Origin of the sequence: Microbacterium sp. LWH13-1.2 (assembly GCF_038397735.1) — a bacterium.
Classification (GTDB): domain Bacteria; phylum Actinomycetota; class Actinomycetes; order Actinomycetales; family Microbacteriaceae; genus Microbacterium.
The window spans coordinates 1,036,373-1,056,284 of record NZ_CP151635.1; the positions used below are offsets into that span (position 1 = coordinate 1,036,373).

17 protein-coding genes are annotated in these 19,912 nt (G+C 68.7%); 9 read left to right on the forward strand and 8 right to left on the reverse strand.

Translation table 11 applies throughout. The features are described from left to right. Positions 1-69 precede the first annotated feature (69 nt). From MRBLWH13_RS04725 to MRBLWH13_RS04735, 3 genes are all read left to right on the forward strand, one after another. On the forward strand, positions 70-879 hold the full coding sequence (locus MRBLWH13_RS04725; protein ID WP_341957142.1) for a large exoprotein: 810 nt from the start codon (positions 70-72) through the stop codon (positions 877-879). 249 nt (positions 880-1,128) lie between these two features. Beyond that, a complete protein-coding gene (locus MRBLWH13_RS04730) occupies positions 1,129-1,926 on the forward strand; it encodes a protein phosphatase 2C domain-containing protein (protein WP_056509278.1) in 798 nt (265 codons plus the stop codon). Positions 1,927-1,984: 58 nt separating this feature from the next. Then, complete coding sequence (locus tag MRBLWH13_RS04735) at positions 1,985-4,750, forward strand: FtsK/SpoIIIE domain-containing protein (protein ID WP_341957143.1); 2,766 nt, start codon at positions 1,985-1,987, stop codon at positions 4,748-4,750. 67 nt (positions 4,751-4,817) lie between these two features. Here MRBLWH13_RS04735 and MRBLWH13_RS04740 read toward each other — a convergent pair whose 3' ends face one another. Continuing rightward, positions 4,818-5,813 (reverse strand): asparaginase, encoded by a 996-nt coding sequence (locus MRBLWH13_RS04740; protein WP_056509284.1) that lies wholly within the window; start codon positions 5,811-5,813, stop codon positions 4,818-4,820. Positions 5,814-5,898: 85 nt separating this feature from the next. Between MRBLWH13_RS04740 and MRBLWH13_RS04745 the strand changes: the two genes are divergently transcribed. After that, a complete protein-coding gene (locus MRBLWH13_RS04745) occupies positions 5,899-6,390 on the forward strand; it encodes an OsmC family protein (protein WP_341957144.1) in 492 nt (163 codons plus the stop codon). A gap of 87 nt (positions 6,391-6,477) precedes the next feature. Here the strand turns inward: MRBLWH13_RS04745 and MRBLWH13_RS04750 are convergent, their stop codons facing one another. Then, positions 6,478-7,257, reverse strand: a complete 780-nt coding sequence (locus MRBLWH13_RS04750) for a lysophospholipid acyltransferase family protein (RefSeq protein WP_056509287.1) — start codon at positions 7,255-7,257, stop codon at positions 6,478-6,480. Positions 7,258-7,380: 123 nt separating this feature from the next. Between MRBLWH13_RS04750 and MRBLWH13_RS04755 the strand changes: the two genes are divergently transcribed. Beyond that, positions 7,381-8,364 carry an FKBP-type peptidyl-prolyl cis-trans isomerase gene (locus MRBLWH13_RS04755; protein ID WP_341957145.1) on the forward strand — a complete coding sequence of 328 codons (984 nt, stop codon included), beginning with the start codon at positions 7,381-7,383 and terminating at the stop codon, positions 8,362-8,364. Between the two features lie 37 nt (positions 8,365-8,401). Then, complete coding sequence (dxr, locus tag MRBLWH13_RS04760) at positions 8,402-9,484, forward strand: 1-deoxy-D-xylulose-5-phosphate reductoisomerase (protein WP_341957146.1); 1,083 nt, start codon at positions 8,402-8,404, stop codon at positions 9,482-9,484. 42 nt (positions 9,485-9,526) lie between these two features. Here dxr and MRBLWH13_RS04765 read toward each other — a convergent pair whose 3' ends face one another. The 3 genes from MRBLWH13_RS04765 to MRBLWH13_RS04775 all read right to left on the reverse strand — a co-directional run bounded on the left by MRBLWH13_RS04765 (position 9,527) and on the right by MRBLWH13_RS04775 (position 12,582). Then, the gene (locus MRBLWH13_RS04765; protein WP_341957147.1) at positions 9,527-11,149 is read right to left on the reverse strand and encodes a UDP-N-acetylmuramoyl-L-alanyl-D-glutamate--2,6-diaminopimelate ligase; all 1,623 of its coding nucleotides are present in this window, start codon (positions 11,147-11,149) and stop codon (positions 9,527-9,529) included. Between the two features lie 89 nt (positions 11,150-11,238). After that, positions 11,239-11,919 (reverse strand): YcnI family protein, encoded by a 681-nt coding sequence (locus MRBLWH13_RS04770; RefSeq protein ID WP_341957148.1) that lies wholly within the window; start codon positions 11,917-11,919, stop codon positions 11,239-11,241. Positions 11,920-12,009: 90 nt separating this feature from the next. Then, entirely contained in the window at positions 12,010-12,582 is a 573-nt protein-coding gene (locus tag MRBLWH13_RS04775; RefSeq protein WP_341957149.1) for a hypothetical protein, read from the reverse strand. An 82-nt stretch (positions 12,583-12,664) separates the two neighbouring features. Here MRBLWH13_RS04775 and MRBLWH13_RS04780 point away from each other — a divergent pair, with 82 nt between their 5' ends. Next, the gene (locus tag MRBLWH13_RS04780; RefSeq protein WP_341957150.1) at positions 12,665-13,981 is read left to right on the forward strand and encodes a site-2 protease family protein; all 1,317 of its coding nucleotides are present in this window, start codon (positions 12,665-12,667) and stop codon (positions 13,979-13,981) included. Between the two features lie 38 nt (positions 13,982-14,019). Here the strand turns inward: MRBLWH13_RS04780 and MRBLWH13_RS04785 are convergent, their stop codons facing one another. Next, entirely contained in the window at positions 14,020-15,903 is a 1,884-nt protein-coding gene (locus MRBLWH13_RS04785) for a chorismate-binding protein (protein WP_341957151.1), read from the reverse strand. Between the two features lie 230 nt (positions 15,904-16,133). On the opposite strand from MRBLWH13_RS04785, the gene ispG reads away from it, so the two are divergent. Together ispG and MRBLWH13_RS04795 are read left to right on the forward strand one after the other, a co-directional pair. Continuing rightward, positions 16,134-17,285, forward strand: a complete 1,152-nt coding sequence (gene ispG, locus MRBLWH13_RS04790) for a flavodoxin-dependent (E)-4-hydroxy-3-methylbut-2-enyl-diphosphate synthase (RefSeq protein WP_187249498.1) — start codon at positions 16,134-16,136, stop codon at positions 17,283-17,285. Between the two features lie 86 nt (positions 17,286-17,371). Next, positions 17,372-18,238 carry a hypothetical protein gene (locus MRBLWH13_RS04795; protein WP_341957152.1) on the forward strand — a complete coding sequence of 289 codons (867 nt, stop codon included), beginning with the start codon at positions 17,372-17,374 and terminating at the stop codon, positions 18,236-18,238. Positions 18,239-18,261: 23 nt separating this feature from the next. On the opposite strand, the gene MRBLWH13_RS04800 is transcribed toward MRBLWH13_RS04795, so the two are convergent. Continuing rightward, on the reverse strand, positions 18,262-18,954 hold the full coding sequence (locus tag MRBLWH13_RS04800; protein ID WP_341957153.1) for a nucleotidyltransferase domain-containing protein: 693 nt from the start codon (positions 18,952-18,954) through the stop codon (positions 18,262-18,264). A gap of 37 nt (positions 18,955-18,991) precedes the next feature. Beyond that, the gene (locus MRBLWH13_RS04805; RefSeq protein ID WP_341957154.1) at positions 18,992-19,900 is read right to left on the reverse strand and encodes an NUDIX domain-containing protein; all 909 of its coding nucleotides are present in this window, start codon (positions 19,898-19,900) and stop codon (positions 18,992-18,994) included. Positions 19,901-19,912: the final 12 nt, after the last annotated feature.

Consider the following 19,912-nt stretch of genomic DNA (forward strand, 5'->3'; position numbering starts at 1 on the left):
TATCGGGACCCCGCTATGGTGGGTGTCGCGGCGCGCAAGGCGTCTGCTCCATCGGATCCGGAGGGGTTCATGTTCTCATTTATCGGCGACGTAAGCGCGGCGATCGCGTCATCGTATAACTACGACGGAGGCGGAGCCGCAGCGGCCGCCTTCTGGGTCATCTACGGCATCTTCATCTTCGTGTTCGCCATCGGCGGCTACGTGCTCAGCGCTCTCTTCCTCATGAAGATCTTCGAGAAGGCCGGCGTCGAGGGCAAGTGGCGTGCCTGGGTTCCGTATTACAACCTCATGATCTTCTTCAAGCTCGGCGATGTGAGCCCGTGGCTCGTCTTCGCCAGCCTGCTGACCTGGATCCCGGTTCTCGGCTGGTTGGTCGCCATCGGATTCGCGATCGTCGCGGTCCTCGCCGCGTGGCGCGTCGGTCTCAAGCTGCAGAAGGACTCCGTCTGGGTGATCCTGTACGTCTTCCTCTCTCTCGTCTGGCTCGGAATCAACGCCTTCGACAAGTCGCGCTGGAACCCGAACATCGCTCCGGCATCGTGGGCGAACAACGGCTTCCTCGCCGACCGCACGGTCTGGCAGGGCATCCCCGTGCAGCCGCGTCCGGCGGCCGGCCCCGGCTACGGTGCACCGCAGGGCTACGGCGCTCCTCAGGGGTACGCACCTCCCGCTCCTCAGGGCTACGCGCCTCCGGCTCAGCCCGGCTACGCGCCGCCTGCTCAGCCCGGTTACGCGCCTCCCGCGGCTCCGTCGGCTCCGTCGGCTCCTGGCGTTCCGCCGGCAGCCCCGTCGGCACCCCCTGCCTCTCCGCAGGTCCCGCCGGCGCCGCCCGCAGCCCCGCCCGCGCCGCCGACCAACCCCACGCAGCCTCCGGCCTGATCACGTGATGCAGAGCCCCCGACTCCGGTCGGGGGCTCTGTTGCGTATCGTGATCGTGTTCCGCCGATTCCAGGTGCATCGGGTCGAGGCGATAGCGTGGGGGAATGCTCACTTCGCAACGCCGGGACGGCGCCGCCGCTCTGCTCGCGACGCCGAGACCCGTGGGCGCGAGTTCGAGCGTCTCGGTGTCCACTACGATGTGTGAGTATCCCGGCGAGGCCCGACCCGCAGGACTTTCGGAGGCGACGAGTGTCTGACACGACGACGAAGACGCGCAGCGTCACGGTTGCGCAGCGCCCGCTGCTGCTCTCCTGGGCGGGCGTCACCGACGTCGGCCGGAGACGCGAGACGAATCAAGACGCGTTCTTCGCGGATTACCCCTTGTTCATCGTCGCAGACGGTATGGGCGGTCATGCCGGAGGTGAGATCGCGAGCCACAGCACGGTCAAGAGGCTCGAGGCCGTCGTCGCGTCGGGGTCCGTCGAGCGCGGCTCCATCGAAGGCGCGCTCGAGCTGGCCGTCGGCGATATCGCCGACCACCCGGAGACGACCGACGAGGGCACGGGAACCACGCTCACCGGAGTGTTCCTGGAGTTCGAGAACGACGAGCCGCATTGGGCCGCACTCAACATCGGTGATTCGCGGGTCTATCTTCTTCGCGACGACCGCCTCGTCCAGGTGACCACCGACCACTCGGTCGTCCAGGAGCTGATCGCCGCGGGCAAGATCAGCCCGGAGGAAGCCGAAGGGCACCCCTACAGCAACGTCATCACTCGTGCCGTCGGGGCGAGCGAGTTGACCGCTCCCGACTACGTCACTCTCGACGTGCGCGCAGGCGACCGCTTCGTGATCTGCTCGGACGGACTCACGAAAGAGCTGACGGACTACGGGATCCAGCACTTCCTCCGTGAGAACGCCGACCCGGCGGCGGCGGTGGACGCGATGCTCTCCGCTGCCCTCGAGAACGGTGGGCGCGACAACGTGACCCTCGTCGTCGTGCAGGTGGCGGACGAGTCGTCCTCCACATCGGACGCTCCCGCGGAATAGCTCTCCTCGGCTGTGGAGTACGACCTTCACATGCCTCCGGTGATGTCCACTGAGCGGCATGGACTCCCTTCCGATCGCGATCCCTGCTGAACCCGCACCGCCGCGCCGACCGCCGACACCGTTCGTCGCTGCACTCGTGCCGGTGGTCGCCGGCGTGGTCCTCTGGCTCGTGACCGGCTCGCTGTTCTCCTTGTGCTTCGCGGCGCTCGGACCGCTGATGATCGTCGCGTCGCTGATAGACGGTGCGCGATCCCGACGCAGGGCGCACCGCCTCGCGGAGGCGGAGAGCGCCGAGGCCTGGTCATCGGCTGAAGCCCTTCTCGCACAGCTTCACGATGATGAGCGTCAGATCCACTGGCACCGGCGACCCGACGCTGCATCGTGTCTGGTCCAGTCCCCGCTGCGTGGGCTCGACGCGCCCGAAGCCGGCACCGAGATCGTCGTGGGCAGCGGGACGGCGCGAAGCGGAGTGAGAGCGATGGGAGGAGACGGGGAGCGTGAGCGCGAGTTCCGCTCGAGATGCGGGCGGCTCGAGAACGTGCCGATCGCCGTGCCTCTCGGCAGCGGCGTCGCGCTGCGCGGGGCTCGTCCGATCGTCGAAGCCGCCGCACGAGCAGTGATAGTGCAGATGTGTCTGCGGTTCGGGACCGCCCAACTCACGCTCATCGGGGATCACCTCGAAGAATGGGGCGTGTCGGGCTTCCCTCACGCCCGGGCCGCGCGCCGCGGGTCGTTCCGCCTGGGCATGGCTCGGGTCGGTGATACGAGACTGACGACGGAGGCGACGATCTGGCTGCTCGCGCGCGGCGACGAAATACCGGAGGGGATCACCACGGTGATCGATGTCGTCGAGCCGCACCGCGCGACCGTCCGCACCCCCGAGGGCATCGTCGAGGTCGCAGCCGAGTGCCTCTCCCACGCGCAGACGGTCGTGGTGGCCGAGTCTCGCACCGACGCCGCCGAGGAGCTCGACGTGTTGCCCGCCGGGGTACGGCTCGAAGATCTCGTCCAACCGGTGTCGCAGACCGGGCTGCCGGCCGCGATAGGTCGGGGTGAGCGTGATGATCTGATCCTCGACATCGTCGATGACGGGCCTCATGCCATCGTCACGGGAACCACCGGCAGCGGGAAGAGCGAGCTCCTGGTGTCCTGGGTGACGGCCATCGCAAGCGCACACGGTCCGGAGCGCGTGATCTTCGTGCTCGCGGACTTCAAGGGCGGGACCGCCTTCGAGCCTCTGCGGATCCTCCCGCAGGTCGCGGCGGTGATCACCGACCTCGACGAGCACGGTGCCCGGCGCGGCGTATCGAGTCTGACGGCGGAGCTGCGACGCCGCGAGACCGTCCTCGCGGCAGCCGGGGCACGCGACATCCGAGAGGTCGGAATGCCGCGGCTGGTGATCGTCGTCGACGAGTTCGCCGCACTGCTGCAGGAGCACACCGACCTCGGTGTCGTGTTCACGGACATCGCAGCTCGCGGCAGAGCGCTCGGCATGCACCTCATTCTCGGAACTCAGCGCGCATCCGGAGTGATTCGCGATGCTCTCGCAGCGAACTGTCCGCTTCGACTGAGTCTGCGCGTCGGTGAGGCCGCTGACAGTCGCGCGGTGATCGGCACGGATGCGGCGGCCGATCTGCCCGGTGGCGTGGAGTCCAGGGGGCTCGCTCTCGCGCGTCGCCCACAGGACACCGAACCGGTGCCGTTGAGGGTCGCGCTCACCGGCGCCGCAGACCTCCGGGCCGTCTCGATGGCCTGGGCCGGGGCGGAGGCTCCTCAGAGCCCGTGGCTTCCTGCGCTGCCGTCGGTCCTTCCGCTCGCCGAGCTGAGTCGTGCGGAGAGGGGGCATGGGGACCTGGTCTTGGGGCGCGCCGACGACCCAGATCACCAGCGTCAGCCGCTCGAGGTTCTCTCCGTGGGGTCGGATCGCGGCATCGCGCTGATCGGCGCTCCCGGTTCCGGTCGCACCTCGGCTCTGCGTGCGCTGGCGAGGCAGCACTCGGATTCGCTATGGGTGTCTCGTGATCCGGAGCTGGCCTGGGACGCGGTCCTCTCGCTCGCGTCGGGAGGCGCGCCGAGGTCGGGACTCGTGCTGTGCGACGACATCGATGCCCAGATCAACGAGCTGCCGATCGAATACGGCCAGCACCTCGCCCAGCTGTGGGAGCAGATCCTGCGCAACGGCACGGGTACCACCTTCGTGGTGACGGCGACGCGGGCTGCAGGGCAGGTGGGCAGGCTGCTCGATTCGCTGCCGAGGCGCGGCCTGCTGCGCATGCCGAGCCGAATCGATCACCTTGCGGCCGGCGGCGATTCCGACGGATACGACCGCGATCGCCCACCCGGCCGCCTGCGGCTGGGGGATCGTGAGGTGCAGATCGTGTGGGTTCCCGAGGAACGGCTCCGCTCGACGGGGGTTCTTGGGGTTCCTCAGTCGGCCGAGCGGCTCGCCTGGAATCCACGGTCAGCGGCGACCGCGCTCGTCACACCGGCTTCCTCGGTGGTCGCCGAGGTCGTGGCTCGGGCGTACCCCGAGTGCGATGTCGTGTCGCTCTCGGGCGAGGCGCCCGCACTTCCCGACTCCGGTCGTCCGATGATCCTGATCGGAGAGTCGGACGCGTGGCAGCGTCACTGGGCCCTGTGGCAGCGGATTCGCAGCGAGGGCGAGGTGCTCGTGAGAGCCGAGAGCGCAACGGACCTGCGGCAACTGGCTGGTGTCCGTGAGATCCCGCCCTACGCGAAGCCGCACGCCGGACGCGCCTGGTCGCTGTCAGGAGATTCTGCGCCGCGACGCGTGGTGATTCCGGCGCTTGCGGACCGGCGGTGACCTCGGCTCACAGGACGACTGTCGGGCGCACCCGGGGACGAAGCACGCGCCTGCCGGTTATGCGGCGTCAGATCCCGCTGCCGGGGCGGATGACGCCGACCTCCTCGCCCCCGCCGAGCACCTCGAGCGAGAGCGCGGCACCGAGCGTCGCGACGTCGGCGTCGGTCAGCCCGCCTGCTCGTGCGAGGAGGGTTGCAGCGACGATCGTGGAGGCGCGGGCACCGCCGTCGAGCATCTTCAGGGCGACAGTGGTGCCGTTCGGAGCGACCATGACCATGACGCCCTCAGCGCCGCCCTTCGCGAACACACCGAGCGTCTCGATGGCGATCGTGTCAGGGCGACCCGGACCGTCGATCGTCCAGGGGTGTTCGCGGACGGCGCGCACCAGCGAGCCCGCGACACGGTGCAGAGCGAAGGGGGAGCGGTCGGAGGCCGTCCCGATCCGATGGATCGACCGGGCGAGGCCCGTCAAGGTGAGCGCATACACCGGAGCGCCGCATCCGTCGATCGCCGTGTGTGCGACCTTCTCGCCCGTCAGGCGCTCGATGACGTCTCGGATGTGCGCCTGAAGCGGATGCGCAGGATCGAGGTACCCGTCGGTGGGCCAGCCCGTCGCGACGCAGGCGCGCAGCATCGCCGCGTGCTTTCCGGAGCAGTTCATGCGGATCCGGGTCTGTGCCCCGTGCTCGCGCACCAGCTCGTCGCGAGCGGACGTGTCTCCGGGCCAAGCCGGCGGGCAGGCGAGGTGGTCTTCGGTGAGTCCGCCCTCGGTGAGCACATCGCGCACCACGGATGCATGCCGGTCCGTGCCGCTGTGGCTCGCGGTCGACATGGCGAGCTGCTCGCCTTCGAGAGAGGCGCCGGCCGTGATGCACGCCACAGCCTGGAGCGGCTTGAGGCTCGATCGGGGCAGGATCAAGGCATCCGCATTGCCGTGACGCGCGATCACGTCGCCGTCGGGGGAGAGGACCACCGCCGCTCCCGCGTGGCGGGATTCGACGAACCCGCTCCGTTCGACAACGGCGAGTTCTACGGCATCCTGAACGGTGAGAGTCTCCAGCACCTCCCCAGGATATCGTCGGTTCGGCATGGGGCTGTGCCAGGGCGGCGCGGTTCCCGGGGTTCGATGCGGCTGGCAGACTGTCGGCATGGCAGATCGTTCCGCGCCTCTCGGCGAGCATCGCTACACACTCACCTCGACCTGGACCGGGAACTCCGGCACGGGGACCAGCGGTTATCGCGACTACCGCCGCGACGTCACGCTCGAGGTGGCGGGCAAGCCGGACGTCCTGGCATCCGCCGACAAGCCGTTCCGCGGTGATCCCTCGCGCTGGAATCCCGAGGACCTCCTGCTTGCCTCGCTCTCCGAGTGTCATCTGCTCTCGTATCTGCACGCCTGCGTCACCGCCGGCGTGGTGGTCGTCTCCTACCGCGACACCGCCTCGGGCGTGATGCGCGAGGACGGCGCCGGTGGCGGTGCCTTCGTCGAGGTGATGCTGCGGCCCGAGGTCGTGGTCGCGGATGCGTCCATGATCGACGCCGCCGAGCGTGCACACGCACAGGCCAACGCGTGGTGCTTCATCGCGAACTCCATGAACTTCCCGGTGCGTCACGAAGCGAGGGTCCGCGCTGAAGAATGATCCCTCGCCAGGATGCGGGCCTCGATCGGATGATCGGCGACGACGCCGCGCGACCGCCTGTTCCGGCTGATCCGGAGGTTCAGGGCCTCAGCGGCGCTCGTGCGGGAGTGCCTGCTTGATCTTCTCGATCGTGCCCTGAGCCGGAGCCTCGTTGTACGCGTCGGCGAGTTCCTGCCCGGACAGGGCGTGTATCGCCGCCATGATCTCGTCGGTCGCGAGCCGACGTGCGCGACCGCTCGTCGCCGGGCCGTGAGGGGAGAGGTCCAGCGGCTGACCGAACCTCACGGTGATGCGCTCCTTGAGAGTCGGCACCTTGGCGCCGACCGGCATCACCTTGTCGGTTCCGATCAGTCCGACGGGGACCACTGGGGCGCCGGTCTGCAGCGCGAGGAAGGCGACCCCCGTGCGGCCCTTGTACAGACGTCCGTCGGTCGAGCGCGTTCCCTCGGGGTAGAGGGCGACGGCGAGCCCCTCGTCGAGCAGCTGTCGTTGCACGTCGAGTGCGTCGAGAGCGGCCTTGCCTGCGCCGCGGCGCACCGAGATCGCCCCGATGGATTCGAAGAAGGTCTTGCTGAACCAGCCTTTGAGCCCCGGGCCTTCGAAGTAGCTCGACTTCGCGAGGAAGTGCACAGGGCGCGGCGCCGCGACCGGAATCGCGATCGAGTCGATGAAGGACAGGTGATTGCTCGCGAAGATGACGGGGCCGTCCTTCGGCACGTTCTCCCTGCCCTCGATTCGCGGTCGGTAGATCGTGCGTGCGAGCGGAGTGATGAGGCTGCGTCCGAGCGCATAGGCGAAGCCGGCGTGACGAGGCTTCTCAGTCTCTGCGGGCGAGGATTCGGGCTCCACGGACTGCTCTGACGTCATCAGAGCAGATTACCCCCGGATCCATGCCTTGGTGGGAATGAAGCGCCAGAGCGCGCCTCCCAGCATCGACAAAGAGGTATGGGGGATGATGGGGTGTCCCGCCCGCGATCCTGAGGTCTTACTGTGCGCAAGCGTCCGCTCATCGTTCTGTCCACCGTCGCTGCGGCGACCCTGCTGCTGGCCGGTTGCGCCGGCGATGCGGCGCCCGAGTCGACGGGAACGCCCGATCCGTCGGCGCAGAGCTCCTGCCTCGCTGACCTCGCCTCGGGCGCAGGTTCCGACGCCGTGTCCGTCGAGGGCACCGGAGCCGACGCGAAGGTCACTGTTCCCGCAGATGCCGATCTCGCCGAAGCCCAGCGCTCCGTCGTGGTCGAGGGCGACGGCGACGACGTCATGCCCGGCGATCTCGTCTCGCTTCGGTACCAGCTCGTGGACGCCACGACCAACGAGGTGCTCAGCACGTCGGAGCGCGGCCCCGACGGCGTGCTTTCCGCACTTCTCGCGGTGCAGCAGCCGCAGCAGATCGTCGACCCCACCCAGTCGACCGTCTTCACCGTCGCCGCGGAGTGCCTCCCGATCGGCTCGAGCATCGTGCTGACGCTGCCGGCCGCACAGGAGGGCATGAACCCGAGCGTTCTCTACGTCGAGACCATCGAGCAGCTCCCGAAGACCGCTTCCGGCTCGGATGTCGATGCGACCGAGGGCATGCCCACCGTCGAGCTCGACGACGCGGGCTCTCCCACGATCACCATCCCGGACTCCGAAGCCCCCACCGAGACCGAGGTCGCCGTCCTCAAGCAGGGTGACGGAGCCGTCGTCGGCGCCGGTGACCTGGTCACCGTGCAGTATCGCGGAGTCAAATGGTCGGACGGCACCGAGTTCGACTCGAGCTGGAGCCGCGACGCAGAGCCCTCGCAGTTCCAGACGAGCGGCGTCGTGACCGGCTTCAAGATGGCGCTCGAAGGCCAGCAGGTCGGATCCCAGGTCGTCGTCGCGATGCCCCCGAAGGACGGCTACGGTGCATCCGAGGGCAACGAGCTGCAGAACGAGACCCTGGTCTTCGTCGTCGACATCCTCGCGACCACGCCCATCGAGCAGGCCCCGTAAGGGCTGAGGGGCCGAGGGCTTGCCATAGGCTGGCGGCATGCGTCGCATCATCGTCCTCGGCTCCACAGGTTCCATCGGCACGCAGGCGCTCGACGTCATCCGCGCCAATCCCCGTCGATTCGAACTCGTCGGCCTCGCCGCCGGTTCGAACGCGGAGATGCTGGCTGAGCAGGCGCAGGCGTTCCAGGTCGAGAGCACGGCGCTCGGCGCCGCCGAGGCCGAGCAGCTGGTGCGGGACGTCGATGCCGATGTCGTGCTCAACGCGATCACCGGATCCATCGGGCTCGGATCCACTCTCGCGGCGCTGAAGGCGGGGCGGACTCTCGCTCTCGCGAACAAGGAGTCGCTCATCGTCGGCGGCGAGCTCGTTCTCGCGGCTGCGGCCCCCGATCAGATCGTCCCCGTCGACTCGGAGCACTCCGCGATCGCGCAGGCGCTGCGCAGCGGAACCCACGCCGAGGTGCGACGTCTCGTCGTCACGGCATCCGGCGGACCGTTCCGCGGATGTTCGCGTGACGAGATGGCCGAGGTGACCCCGCAGCAGGCCCTCGCCCACCCCACCTGGGACATGGGCCGGATGGTCACCACGAACTCCGCCACCCTCGTGAACAAGGGGCTCGAGGTCATCGAGGCCCACCTGTTGTTCGACGTCGCCTACGACGACATCGAGGTGGTCGTTCATCCGCAGTCGATCGTGCACTCGATGGTCGAATTCATCGACGGATCGACGATCGCCCAGGCGTCTCCACCCGACATGCGTCTGCCCATCTCGCTCGGACTCGACTGGCCGAACCGCATCGGCGGCGTCGGGCGCCCGCTCGACTGGACGCAGGCGACCTCCTGGACGTTCGAGCCGCTCGACGACGACGCCTTTCCGTCCGTCGACCTCGCCAAGGCCGTCGGACGCGCGGGAGCCACGTTCCCCGCCGTCTACAACGCGGCGAACGAACAGGCGGTCGATGCGTTCCACGAAGGACGGCTGCCGTTCCTCGGGATCGTCGACACGATCGCACGGGTGGTCGACGCCCATGAGCCGCCGCAGACCCTGACCGTCGAGTCGCTGGCGGAGGCCGAGGACTGGGCTCGCCGCAAGGCCGATCAGCTGATCGCGAAGGCCTGACGCGACGACGGCCGCAGCGGATCGCTGCGGCCGTCGATCGCATCAGTCTTCGTCGGGGTAGGGCACGGGCCAGCGCGAGTCCGGCACCGGCCATCCTGCAGCGCGCAGAGCGCGGCGAGCGAGTTCGCGCGCCGAATACGGAGTGCGCACTCCGCGGATGTCGCGGTAGTCCTGATGTCCGGGGCCGGCCCACAGGATCGAGTCGCCCTCGCCGACGAGGCCGACGGCGGCGACGATGGCCGCCTCGGGCGGCGAGTACTCGTGGATCTCTGCGTCCGGGCGTGCTCGGCGGGCGCCGGCGACCAGAGTGGCCCTGATCGATTCCGCGTCCTCGAAGCGAGGGTGGTGGTCTGTGACGACGAGGATGTCGCTGCCCTCGACGGCTGTGCGAGCCATGTCGTAGCGCTTGCTGGCGTCGCGGTCGCCGTCTGCGCCGAACAGCATCAGCACTTTGCCCGGGGTGACGCGGCGCACGGCCGCGAGGGTCTTCTCGAAGGCGTCGGGGGAGTGCCCGAAGTCGACGAAGACGACGGGGCCCGTGTCGCCGGACACGAGCTGGGTGCGACCGGGCAGGTGGGCGTCGATGCCGCCGTCGCGCTCGAGGGCTGCGACGATACGGTCCCACTCGTAGCCGCCCTCGAGCAGCATCACGATCGCCAGAGCGGCGTTGGCAGCCATGTGAGGGCCGATCACCGGAACGGTGGTCGTGAGGGATCCGGCAGGACCCGTCAGCGTGAAGGTGGTTCCTGACGCGCGCTCGTCGTCGATCTCGACGACCCAGTCGGCGTTCGCGGCGGCAGCGGGGTCGGCCGCGATGGACGGCGTCCCGACGGTGACGACCGGGATCTCCGCGCGCTCCACCACGATCGCGCCGTTGGCGGAGTCGAGGCAGACCACACCACGCGTCGCGCGGTCGGGGCGGAAGAGCGGGAGCTTCGCCTCGAAGTACTCCTCCATGTCGGCGTAGTCGTCGAGGTGGTCGTGGCTGAGGTTCGTGAATCCGGCCACATCGAAGCGGATGCCGTCGACGCGGTGACGCGAGAGCGCCTGCGCGCTGACCTCGACGGCCACGGCCTCGACGTCGCGCTCGCGCATCAGCGCGAGCAGAGCGTGCATCTCGGATGCCTCGGGGGTGGTGAGTCTCGAGACGATGACCTCTCCGGCGATGTGCCGCTCGGCTGTCGAAGAGAGTCCGGTGACGACGCCGAGCTGGTCGAGGATGCCCTCGAGCAGGTGAGACACGCTGGTCTTGCCGTTCGTCCCGGTGGTCGCGAACAGCAGCGGGAGAGGCTCGCCTGCTCCGGTGCCGTAGACCCAGGCGCTCAACGCGCCGAGAACCGCGCGCGGGTCATCGACGACGAGTACGGGCAGGCCCGCGGGCTCCGCGATCTCGGCGCCTGCCTCGTCTGTGATGATCGCGACGGCGCCCTTCTCGGCGGCGGTGATCGCGAATTCGGCGCCGTGGCGGTTCACGCCTCGGATCGCGACGAAGGCCTCGCCGGGGCGGAGGTCGGCGGTGGCGAGAGTGACCCCCGACAGGGTGACACCGCTCACCTCCCCGCGGACGTCGCGCGCGAATCGAGAGGCGAGTTCGGACAGCTCGCGCCGGGGCGGGTTCGCGGGGCGGAGCACGGGAGGCAGGCTCGGTTGTTGTTCAATCGACATGTCGCATCCATGATCGCACGGCTCCGGAGAGATCACGGGGTGCGGCACGTCTCCTCGGCCCCATCGAGCCGAGGAGACGCGCCAGGATGTCACGCCTTGCGGCGGTAGGCGAGCACGGAGACGACGAGCGCGGCGACGCCCGCGACGAGGCCGCCTGCGCCGAGTGCCGTGCCGAGCGTGTTCGAAGCCCCGGACTCATCGGCGGCAGTGGGATCGGCGTCGTCCGCAGAGTCGTGCTCGCCGTGGCCGTCTGCGGCCGCGGCGGCGACCTCGACCACGGGAGCGGGCGTGTCGAGGCTGTGCGGGTCCTCGCCGTCCTCCGCGAGCTGCGTCCATTCGGTGCTGCCTTCGACGCAGGTCTGGATCACGGGGAACGCGAGCGATTCCGGGGTCTTCTCGTCGAGCCCTACCGACATGCTGACGGCGCCGCGCAGCTCGTTCGGCACCGGCGTCACGGCGGTGTAGGTCACGGCGCTGACGAGGCCGTCGTCGCCCTTCTCGATGTCGATCGTCCAGTCGCTGTCCATGGTGGGAGCGACAGAGGCGAGTCCCTCGGGCATCGTCACCTTGAGCGAGGTGGTCGGTGAGTTGTCACAGCCGTGGGCGAACGAGAAGGTGAGTACGCCGTGGTCTCCCGCGGTGAGCTCGTCGGGGCTGACGCTGACGTGTGCACTGGCCATCGCGGGGATCGCGAGGGCGAGCACCGCGCCTCCGATGAGTCCGGTGGCGAGGTTGCGGCGAGTGGTGTTGCGACGGGTGGTGGAACGCATGGTGGAACTCCTGATTGCTGTCGTGCGGGCGCGCAGAGAAGAGCGCGGCATCCGCGGGGTGAGGAAACGCCTCGATGAGGCGACGGGTGATCAGGCGATCGCCGGCGGTCCTCGACGTGACAGGGAGGTGGACAGGGCGCGATCCACCAGCAGCGGGAGCGCGACGACGGGAGGGGCCGGAAGCCGGTGACTCGCGCGGAACGCGGTGGCCGCGCGGCGCAGCCGCGCCTTCACCCAGCCGGCGACCGCACGCACCATCGATTCGCCATGCCAGACGAACACGATCGTGATCACCGCGGCGCAGAGGTGACCGATGACCATGAGCAGGTCGGGGGCGGTCGCCGCAGCCATCGGGCCGAGGGTGGAGAGATCCAGATGATGCTGGTGTCCGGAGAGCACGGTGGTCCCGGTCGGAGTGCCCAGCAGCTGGAACACGACGTGGAAGGCTGCCTGGCTGACCAGCACGGTCGCCGCGACTCGAAGCAGTGAGGCGCGCCCGCCGATGACCAGAGAGGCGATCGGGACGACGAGCGTCATGACCGCGATGACCAGCAGCGGATGCGGCGCTGGGCCGCCGGCGACCGTGTGGGACGTCGCCGCGAGGAGAGTGGCGACCGCCGATGCCGAAGCCGCGCGCAGGAGTCGCAGCTGGCGGGAGGTCACCCGACAAGCCTACTGGGCGTGCTCGGCGGGCCCGGCCGCGGCGTGGGGCTTATTCCTAGGCTGCGAGCACTAGCTTGGGGGAGTGGAAGCACTGCTCTATCTGGGTGGCATCGTGTTCATGCTGATCGGCCTCGGCCTCTCGATCGGCCTGCACGAGGTCGGCCACCTCCTGCCCGCGAAGCTGTTCGGCGTTCGTGTCGGCCAGTACATGATCGGCTTCGGGCCGAGGCTCTGGTCCAAGCGCATCGGTGAGACGGAGTACGGCTTCAAGCTCCTGCCGCTGGGCGGCTTCATCTCGATGTCGGGGATGTATCCGGCATCCAGCGCATCGGGACCCGCGAAGGGCGTCTTCCGGGCGCTCGTGCAGGACGCACGCTCGGCGAACGATGAGACGATCGCGGATGGCGCCGAGGATCGCGTCTTCTATCGCCTGCCCGTGTGGAAGCGCGTCGTCGTGATGCTCGGCGGCCCGCTGATGAACCTCCTCCTCGCGGTCGTGATCTTCACCGTCCTGGTGTCGGGTATCGGCGTCCAGCAGGGGACCACGACCATCGCATCGGTCAGCGAGTGCGTGCTCCCGGCCGGGTCCACAGCGACGGAGTGCTCGGCCGATGACCCGGCGACGCCCGCGGCGGAGGCGGGGATCAAGCCTCGCGACGTGCTGGTGTCCGTGGGGGGCCAGCCGGTGTCGACCTTCGCGGAGGCGACTGCGATCGTGCAGGCGGCTCCGGGCGAGACTCTCGACCTCGTCGTCCTCCGCGACGGCGCGGAGAAGACCCTGAGCATCACGCCGATCGAGGCTGAGCGCACCATCACGGATGCGAGCGGCCAGCCGATCATCGGGGACGACGGCCAGCCGGTTGTCAAGGACGTCGGCTACGTCGGCATGGGCGCTCAGATGGGCTTCGTGCAGCAGCCCTTGTCAGCGGGCCCGCAGATGGCCGGCGACACCGTCGCGCGCGTCGGGTCGATGATCCTGACCCTCCCCGTCCGCATCTGGGAGACCGGCGTGTCTCTGGTGACGGGAAGCGAGCGGGATCCGAACGGACCGCTGAGCGTCGTGGGCGTCGGTCGCATCGCCGGCGAAGTCGCAGCCACGGACGCGCCGATCCTCAATCGCTTCTCCATTCTGCTGAGCCTCCTCGGCTCGCTGAACGTGGCTCTGTTCGTGTTCAACCTGATCCCGTTGCTGCCGCTCGACGGAGGTCACGTCGTCGTCGCCCTGTGGGACGGCATCCGTCGCGCCTGGGCGAAGCTCTTCCGTCGCCCTCCTCCTGCGCCGGTCGACGCCACCAAGCTCGTGCCGCTGACCGTCGTCGTCGCCACGCTGCTCATCGTCATGGGAGCCGTGCTGCTGCTCGCCGATGTGTTCAACCCGGTGAAGCTCTTCGGAGGCTGAGCGGATCGGCCGATCCGCGGATCAGCCCGGGTGCTCGCTCAGTCGAGCGCGTGCGAGACCAGACGCTCCAGAGTGCGGATGCCGTCCCGCGAGAGGATCGACTCCAGGTGGCCCTGCACCGATGCGAAGTGCTCGCCACGGAGTGCGTAGACGTCTCCTGACACGGGGTCTGCGGACACCTCGGCGGCACCCGCGGATGTGGTCCCCGGTGCGACCCTGGCGGTGAACGTGTTGTAGAAGCCGATCGACGCGTCTTCGCCGAAGACGGGCACAGCCTTCTGCAGACCCTGATGCGGTGCGCCGAGCGGTGCGAGGTCGATGCCGAGGCTGTGGCTCAGGATCTGATGGCTGAGGCAGACCGCGAGCAGCGGCGCGCCTGCATCGATGCGGCGCGAGACGATCTGTCGCATCCGGGCGATGCGATCGCTGTCGGTGTCGCGAGGGTCGCCGGGACCGGGGCCCGCGACGACGAGGTCTGCGGAGTCGAGCTCCGCGTCAGTCACCTCGCCCCAAGCCCGGATGGTGACGTCCAGCCCCAGGTGACGGAGCTGGTGGGCGAGCATCGTCGTGAATCGGTCCTCGGCGTCGACCACGATCGACGTCTTCCCTGCGAACGGGCCAGTGAGGTCGTCGCCCTGCGGGTTCAGCCAGAAGTCCGCGAGTCGCGCGTTGCGCGAAGAGAGCAGTGCCGCGACTGTGGGGTCAGCGGCGAGGGACTGCGGCGCGCCCGGCGCATCCGCGTCCTCGCGGGCCTCAGCGGCGCTGTCTCGGTCGATCGCGCCGATCGCACCGAGCACTCCGGCCGCCTTGCCGTGGGTCTCCGACACCTCGCCGTGGGGATCGGAGTGCCGCACGAGCGTCGCTCCGACGGGCACGCTGAGCGAGCCGTCTTTCAGATAGACCGTGCGGATGAGGATCGGGGCGTCGAGATCGTGTCCGCCTTCGGCGTTCGGAGTGAACAGTGCTGCGACGCCGGAGTAGTACCCGCGCGGCTTCTTCTCGTGGCGGCGGATGACCGCGCACGCGTTCTGCATCGGCGAGCCGGTGACGGTGGGCGCGAACATGGTCTCGCGGAGGATGTCGCGCGGATCGAGCGCGCTGCGCCCGCGGAGCATGTACTCCGTGTGCGTCAGGCGCGACATCTCCTTGAGGTGCGGCCCGGTGATGCGTCCGCCGTCGGAGCAGACGGCGCTCATCATCTTGAGCTCCTCGTCGACGACCATGAACAGTTCCTCTGTCTCCTTCGTGGAGGAGAGGAAGTCGACCAGCGTCTCCTTCGTGGCACCGCCGGCGGGGTGCCGGAAGGTGCCCGAGATCGGGTTCATCGTGACGACGCCTCCGCGGGCGACGACGTGCGCCTCAGGGCTCGCGCCGACGGCGATGTGCCCGGGGGTGACGACGGCGAATGTCCAGTAGGCCCCGCGCTCGTGCGTGAGCAGCGCTCGGAACCATGTGAGGGCGGCCGTGCGGTCGTCGACGTCGATCTCGGCCGTGAAGTCGCGGCGGATCACGAAATTGGCGCCTTCGCCTCGGCCGATCTCGTCGGCGATCACGGTCTCGACGATCTCGGCGTACTCCTCATCGGCGATGTCGAATCCGCCGGCGCTGAGGGGGACGGCGGAGGACGGCAGCTCTGCGACCAGCTCAGGAGCAGGCAGGTGCAGGTGCTCGTCGACCACGATGCAGCGCAGCGGCGCTCCGTCGTCCTGGGCGACGAATCCGCGCTCGCGCACCTGACGGTAGGGGACCATCGCGAAGATCTCGCGCGGAGTCCCGTCGATCGTGAGCGGAATGTCGGCGAGCAGATCGACGTCGACGACCTCACCGGTCAGCAGCTCGACCGTGTCGGCGCCGTCGCGCGCGATCAGCACGAACGACGCAGTGGGATCTGCGGCGAGCTCGGCAAGACGTGAGAGGGTCATCGGTGTCTCCTGTGCATGGCTCCGGCTCGGCTCAACGAAAAGACCGCCCCGGAGGCGGTCTGGATTCGTGGGAACGCGAACACACCGCCTAGGAGGCGGGCCACCAGGTGAAGTTCGCGAGCATGGGCTGAAAACTATCACACCGCGCACTGTCGCCCCGGCCGGATGACGCGCGCCCGAGCCGCGTGACATCCAGCCTGCGTGCATCCAGGCGGCGTAGGCTGGGGGTTGTGCCAGCAGTGAATCTTGGGATGCCGAAGATCCCCGAAGTCCTCGCCCCGCGCCGCAAGTCTCGCCAGATCAAGGTGGGCAAGGTGCTCGTGGGCGGTGACGCACCCGTCACCGTGCAGTCCATGACGACCACGAAGACGACGGACATCAACGCGACTCTCCAGCAGATCGCCGAGCTGACCGCGTCCGGATGCGAGATCGTCCGTGTCGCCGTCCCCCATCAGGATGACGCCGACGCGCTGAAGATCATCGCGATGAAGAGTCAGATCCCGGTGATCGCGGACATCCACTTCCAGCCGCGCTACATCTACACCGCGATCGACGCCGGGTGCGGCGCCGTGCGGGTGAACCCGGGCAACATCCGCGAGTTCGACGGCAACGTCGGCAAGATCGCCGAGGCCGCCAAGGCCGCCGGCGTCTCGCTGCGCATCGGCGTGAACGCCGGATCGCTCGACCGCCGCATCCTCACCAAGTACGGCAAGGCGACGGCTGAGGCCCTCGTCGAGAGCGCCGTGTGGGAGGCGTCGCTGTTCGAGGAGCACGACTTCCACGACTTCAAGATCTCGGTCAAGCACAACGACCCCATCGTCATGGTGAAGGCCTATCGCCTTCTCGCCGAGCGGGGCGACTGGCCGCTGCACCTCGGTGTGACCGAGGCAGGGCCGGCGTTCCAGGGCACGATCAAGAGCGCCACGGCGTTCGGCATCCTCCTCGGCGAGGGCATCGGCGACACGATCCGCGTGTCCCTCTCGGCGCCGCCCGCCGAAGAGGTCAAGGTCGGGCACCAGATCCTGCAATCGCTGAACCTCCGCGAGCGCAAGCTCGAGATCGTCTCATGCCCGTCGTGCGGACGCGCGCAGGTCGACGTGTACACGCTCGCTGAGAACGTGACCGAGGGCCTCAAGGACATGACAGTGCCGCTGCGCGTCGCGGTCATGGGCTGCGTCGTGAACGGACCGGGTGAAGCTCGCGAGGCAGACCTCGGAGTCGCCTCCGGCAACGGCAAGGGACAGATCTTCGTCAAGGGTGAAGTCATCAAGACCGTGCCCGAGGCCGACATCGTCGCGACGCTGATCGAAGAGGCCAACCGGATCGCCGCAGACATGGGGCCCGAGGCGCCGCTCGGCACCGCGCAGGTCGTCACGGTCTGACCTCGGGGCGCGCCCTCCCATCGACTCGGTCGTGCGTTCCCTCCTGCGAGGGAGCGGCGCTCGCCATGAACATCTCAAGGAGCCCCATGTCCTCGTCAACCGTCGTGTCCTTCGCCGGCGGCGATGTCTCGGGATCGAGCACCGTCGCCCGGGTCGAATCGTCATCCGCAGGCGCCGTGGTCGTCGTGGACGCGACGCCGTTCCACCCGGTCGATCACACGTGGCCGGATCAACCGGGCGACAGCGGCGAGATCGCTGTCGAGGGGGCCGCCGTCCGCATCACCGAGGCTCTGATGGCCGCGGTGTCCGACGAGGGCGAGTTCGCGGTCGGTTCGGACATCCCCGTGAAGCGCGGTGCTGAGGGGTGGACCTGGCTCGTCGGGCATCCGCTCGAGGGCGAGACCCCGTCCTGGCTGGTGGAGGGCGCACGCGTGGAGCTGTCGGTCGATTCGTCCCGGCGGGCCGGTCTCAGCCGAGGACACACCGCCTGCCACCTGGCGTCTCTCGCGCTCGATCTCGCTCTTGCGGATCTGTGGCGCAAGGATCCGGGCGAGGATGCTCTGGGCACCCCGAACTTCGAGGGCAAGGCCAATCAGTCCAGCCGCATCCATGCGGACGGCGCGGTCGACGAGTACCGCCTGGGCAAGAGCCTGCGCAGGGCCGGATTCGACACCGAGACGTTCGCAGCGACGATCGCGGATCGTGAGGCGTCGATCAACGCACGGCTGGCCGACTGGGTCGCGTCGGGTGCGTCGAGCCGAGTGGTGACGGAAGGCCCGACGATCGTGGACCGTCGAAGCTGGCACTGCGAGCTTCCCGAAGGTACGGCGGAGATCCTGTGCGGCGGCACGCACGTGGCGTCTCTCGCCGAATTCGTCTCGATCTCGGTGACGCTCGACCTGACGGATCCGCAGCTGCTGGTCATGACGACACGGGCCGTGCCCGCTTCCTGACGAAGGTCACCGCACGAGGACGTTCAGCGCACGAAGCCGCTCTGCACCCTTCCGCCTGCACGGTCGAGCTCGTCTTCGACGCGGGCGGCGAACGTCGCGTAGTCGCGGTCGAGCAGTGGGGTGCTCAGCAGCTCGGCGCGCTCATTGCTGAGGTTCCGGAGCCGCCTCGGAAGCCATTTGCCCGTCGCGATCCAGCGTCCCTCCCTGAGAAGCATGAGCTCTGCGATCCTCTCGAACAGGATGAAGGCCTCGATGTGCTGCTCGAGAGGGTCTGCCGCATCTCTGAGGTCGTCGAGCACGTCGGTGATGACGTAGCGGCGAAACGCGGACTCCTGCGCGCTGAGTGCGGGGCCCCTGTCGAGGACCGTCTGCCACCGACGGCGGAGAGCGGCGAGGCGGCCGTCGTCTCGGATCGCGGTGCCTTCGACGAGCATGTGCACGGTCACCGGTCGGTGCTGTGCGACGCCTCGGTCGGCCCACTCGTCGAAACCTGCCGGCGTGTACGCGAACACCTCGAAGATCTCGCCCTCGAATTCGTGAGTCGAGGCCTCGCTCGTCTGGTCTTCGGCGTCGAAGAGGCCGTCTCCGAGGAGCAGCAGGTCGATGTCGCTCGTCGGGGTCCGTTCACGGCGCGCGGTGCTCCCCGCCACGATGGCGACATCTGCGCCGGGGTAGCGGGCGGCGACGAATCGTTCAGCGACAGCGAAGTTGTCCACGTCGCAAGAGTAACGACCGTCCGTGCGCGTTCCGGCGTCAGCGGAGCGCTGCACCGAGTCGAGAGCCGAGGCCACCGGCGAGCACATGAGCCTGAGTGAGCGGGATCCACCGGCATGTCCACGAGACGGGCGAGCGGCCGGTCGCCGGATCGGCTTCACCGGCCTGCCAGACCGCGGAGACCTCGGGATCGACGACCTCCAACCGGAAGAAGTGTCGGAGCGCCACTTCATCGCGCAACGGGGCGAGGTCGTAGAACTCGGCGCCGAGGCTGCGCGTCACCGTGCCGCGGAGCCCGGTCTCCTCGAACAGCTCTCTCTCAGCGGCCTGAGCAGCACTCTCGTCGTCGCGCACGGTGCCCGCGGGAACCTGAACGCCGGTGGCGAGCATGTCGGTGTCGTCGTGGGTGAAGACGAGCAGGCGATCCTCTGCGATGACATAGCACACGGCTTTCTCGACAACGGTGATCTGAGACGCGACGGCCGTCTCGCCCGGACGGCCGGCATCGCCGATGATTCTGTCCACCCACCGATCGCGCGGAAGCCGCGCGATCTCCGCCCTGGTGAACCACCCCGTCTCGATGAGCTCGCCGTCTGTGAACATGAACCCGGCGTCGACCGGAATCGAACACGAGTAGGCGATCGTCGTGTATCCGACACGATCGCCGTTCGGATAGCTCACGAGCAGATCCTCGCCTCCGTACGCCCCCACGATCCCGTGGACGGTGGCGGCGACTCCGATCTCCTCGTGCACCTCCCGGAGCAGCGCATCCTCCGGCTTCTCGAGCGGCTCGATTCCGCCGCCGAGGAGTCCCCACTCGCGCGAGTGCGTTTGCCGGCACAGCAGAAATCGATCGCCTCGCCGGATCACCGCAGTGACCGCGGGGAGCAGAAGGAGATCATGCCCCACGATCTTGCGGAGGTCGCTCAGGTACGGCGATATCGGCATGGCCTCGAGCCT

Coding starts and splice junctions, on each gene's coding strand:
- dxr (WP_341957146.1), top strand. CDS start 8,402: ATGCGTCGCATCATCGTCCTCGGCTCCACAGGTTCCATCGGCACGCAG.
- MRBLWH13_RS04785 (WP_341957151.1), bottom strand. CDS start 15,903: ATGACCCTCTCACGTCTTGCCGAGCTCGCCGCAGATCCCACTGCGTCG.
- MRBLWH13_RS04765 (WP_341957147.1), bottom strand. CDS start 11,149: ATGTCGATTGAACAACAACCGAGCCTGCCTCCCGTGCTCCGCCCCGCG.
- MRBLWH13_RS04745 (WP_341957144.1), top strand. CDS start 5,899: ATGGCAGATCGTTCCGCGCCTCTCGGCGAGCATCGCTACACACTCACC.
- MRBLWH13_RS04805 (WP_341957154.1), bottom strand. CDS start 19,900: ATGCCGATATCGCCGTACCTGAGCGACCTCCGCAAGATCGTGGGGCAT.
- MRBLWH13_RS04795 (WP_341957152.1), top strand. CDS start 17,372: ATGTCCTCGTCAACCGTCGTGTCCTTCGCCGGCGGCGATGTCTCGGGA.
- MRBLWH13_RS04735 (WP_341957143.1), top strand. CDS start 1,985: ATGGACTCCCTTCCGATCGCGATCCCTGCTGAACCCGCACCGCCGCGC.
- MRBLWH13_RS04725 (WP_341957142.1), top strand. CDS start 70: ATGTTCTCATTTATCGGCGACGTAAGCGCGGCGATCGCGTCATCGTAT.
- MRBLWH13_RS04750 (WP_056509287.1), bottom strand. CDS start 7,257: ATGACGTCAGAGCAGTCCGTGGAGCCCGAATCCTCGCCCGCAGAGACT.
- MRBLWH13_RS04770 (WP_341957148.1), bottom strand. CDS start 11,919: ATGCGTTCCACCACCCGTCGCAACACCACTCGCCGCAACCTCGCCACC.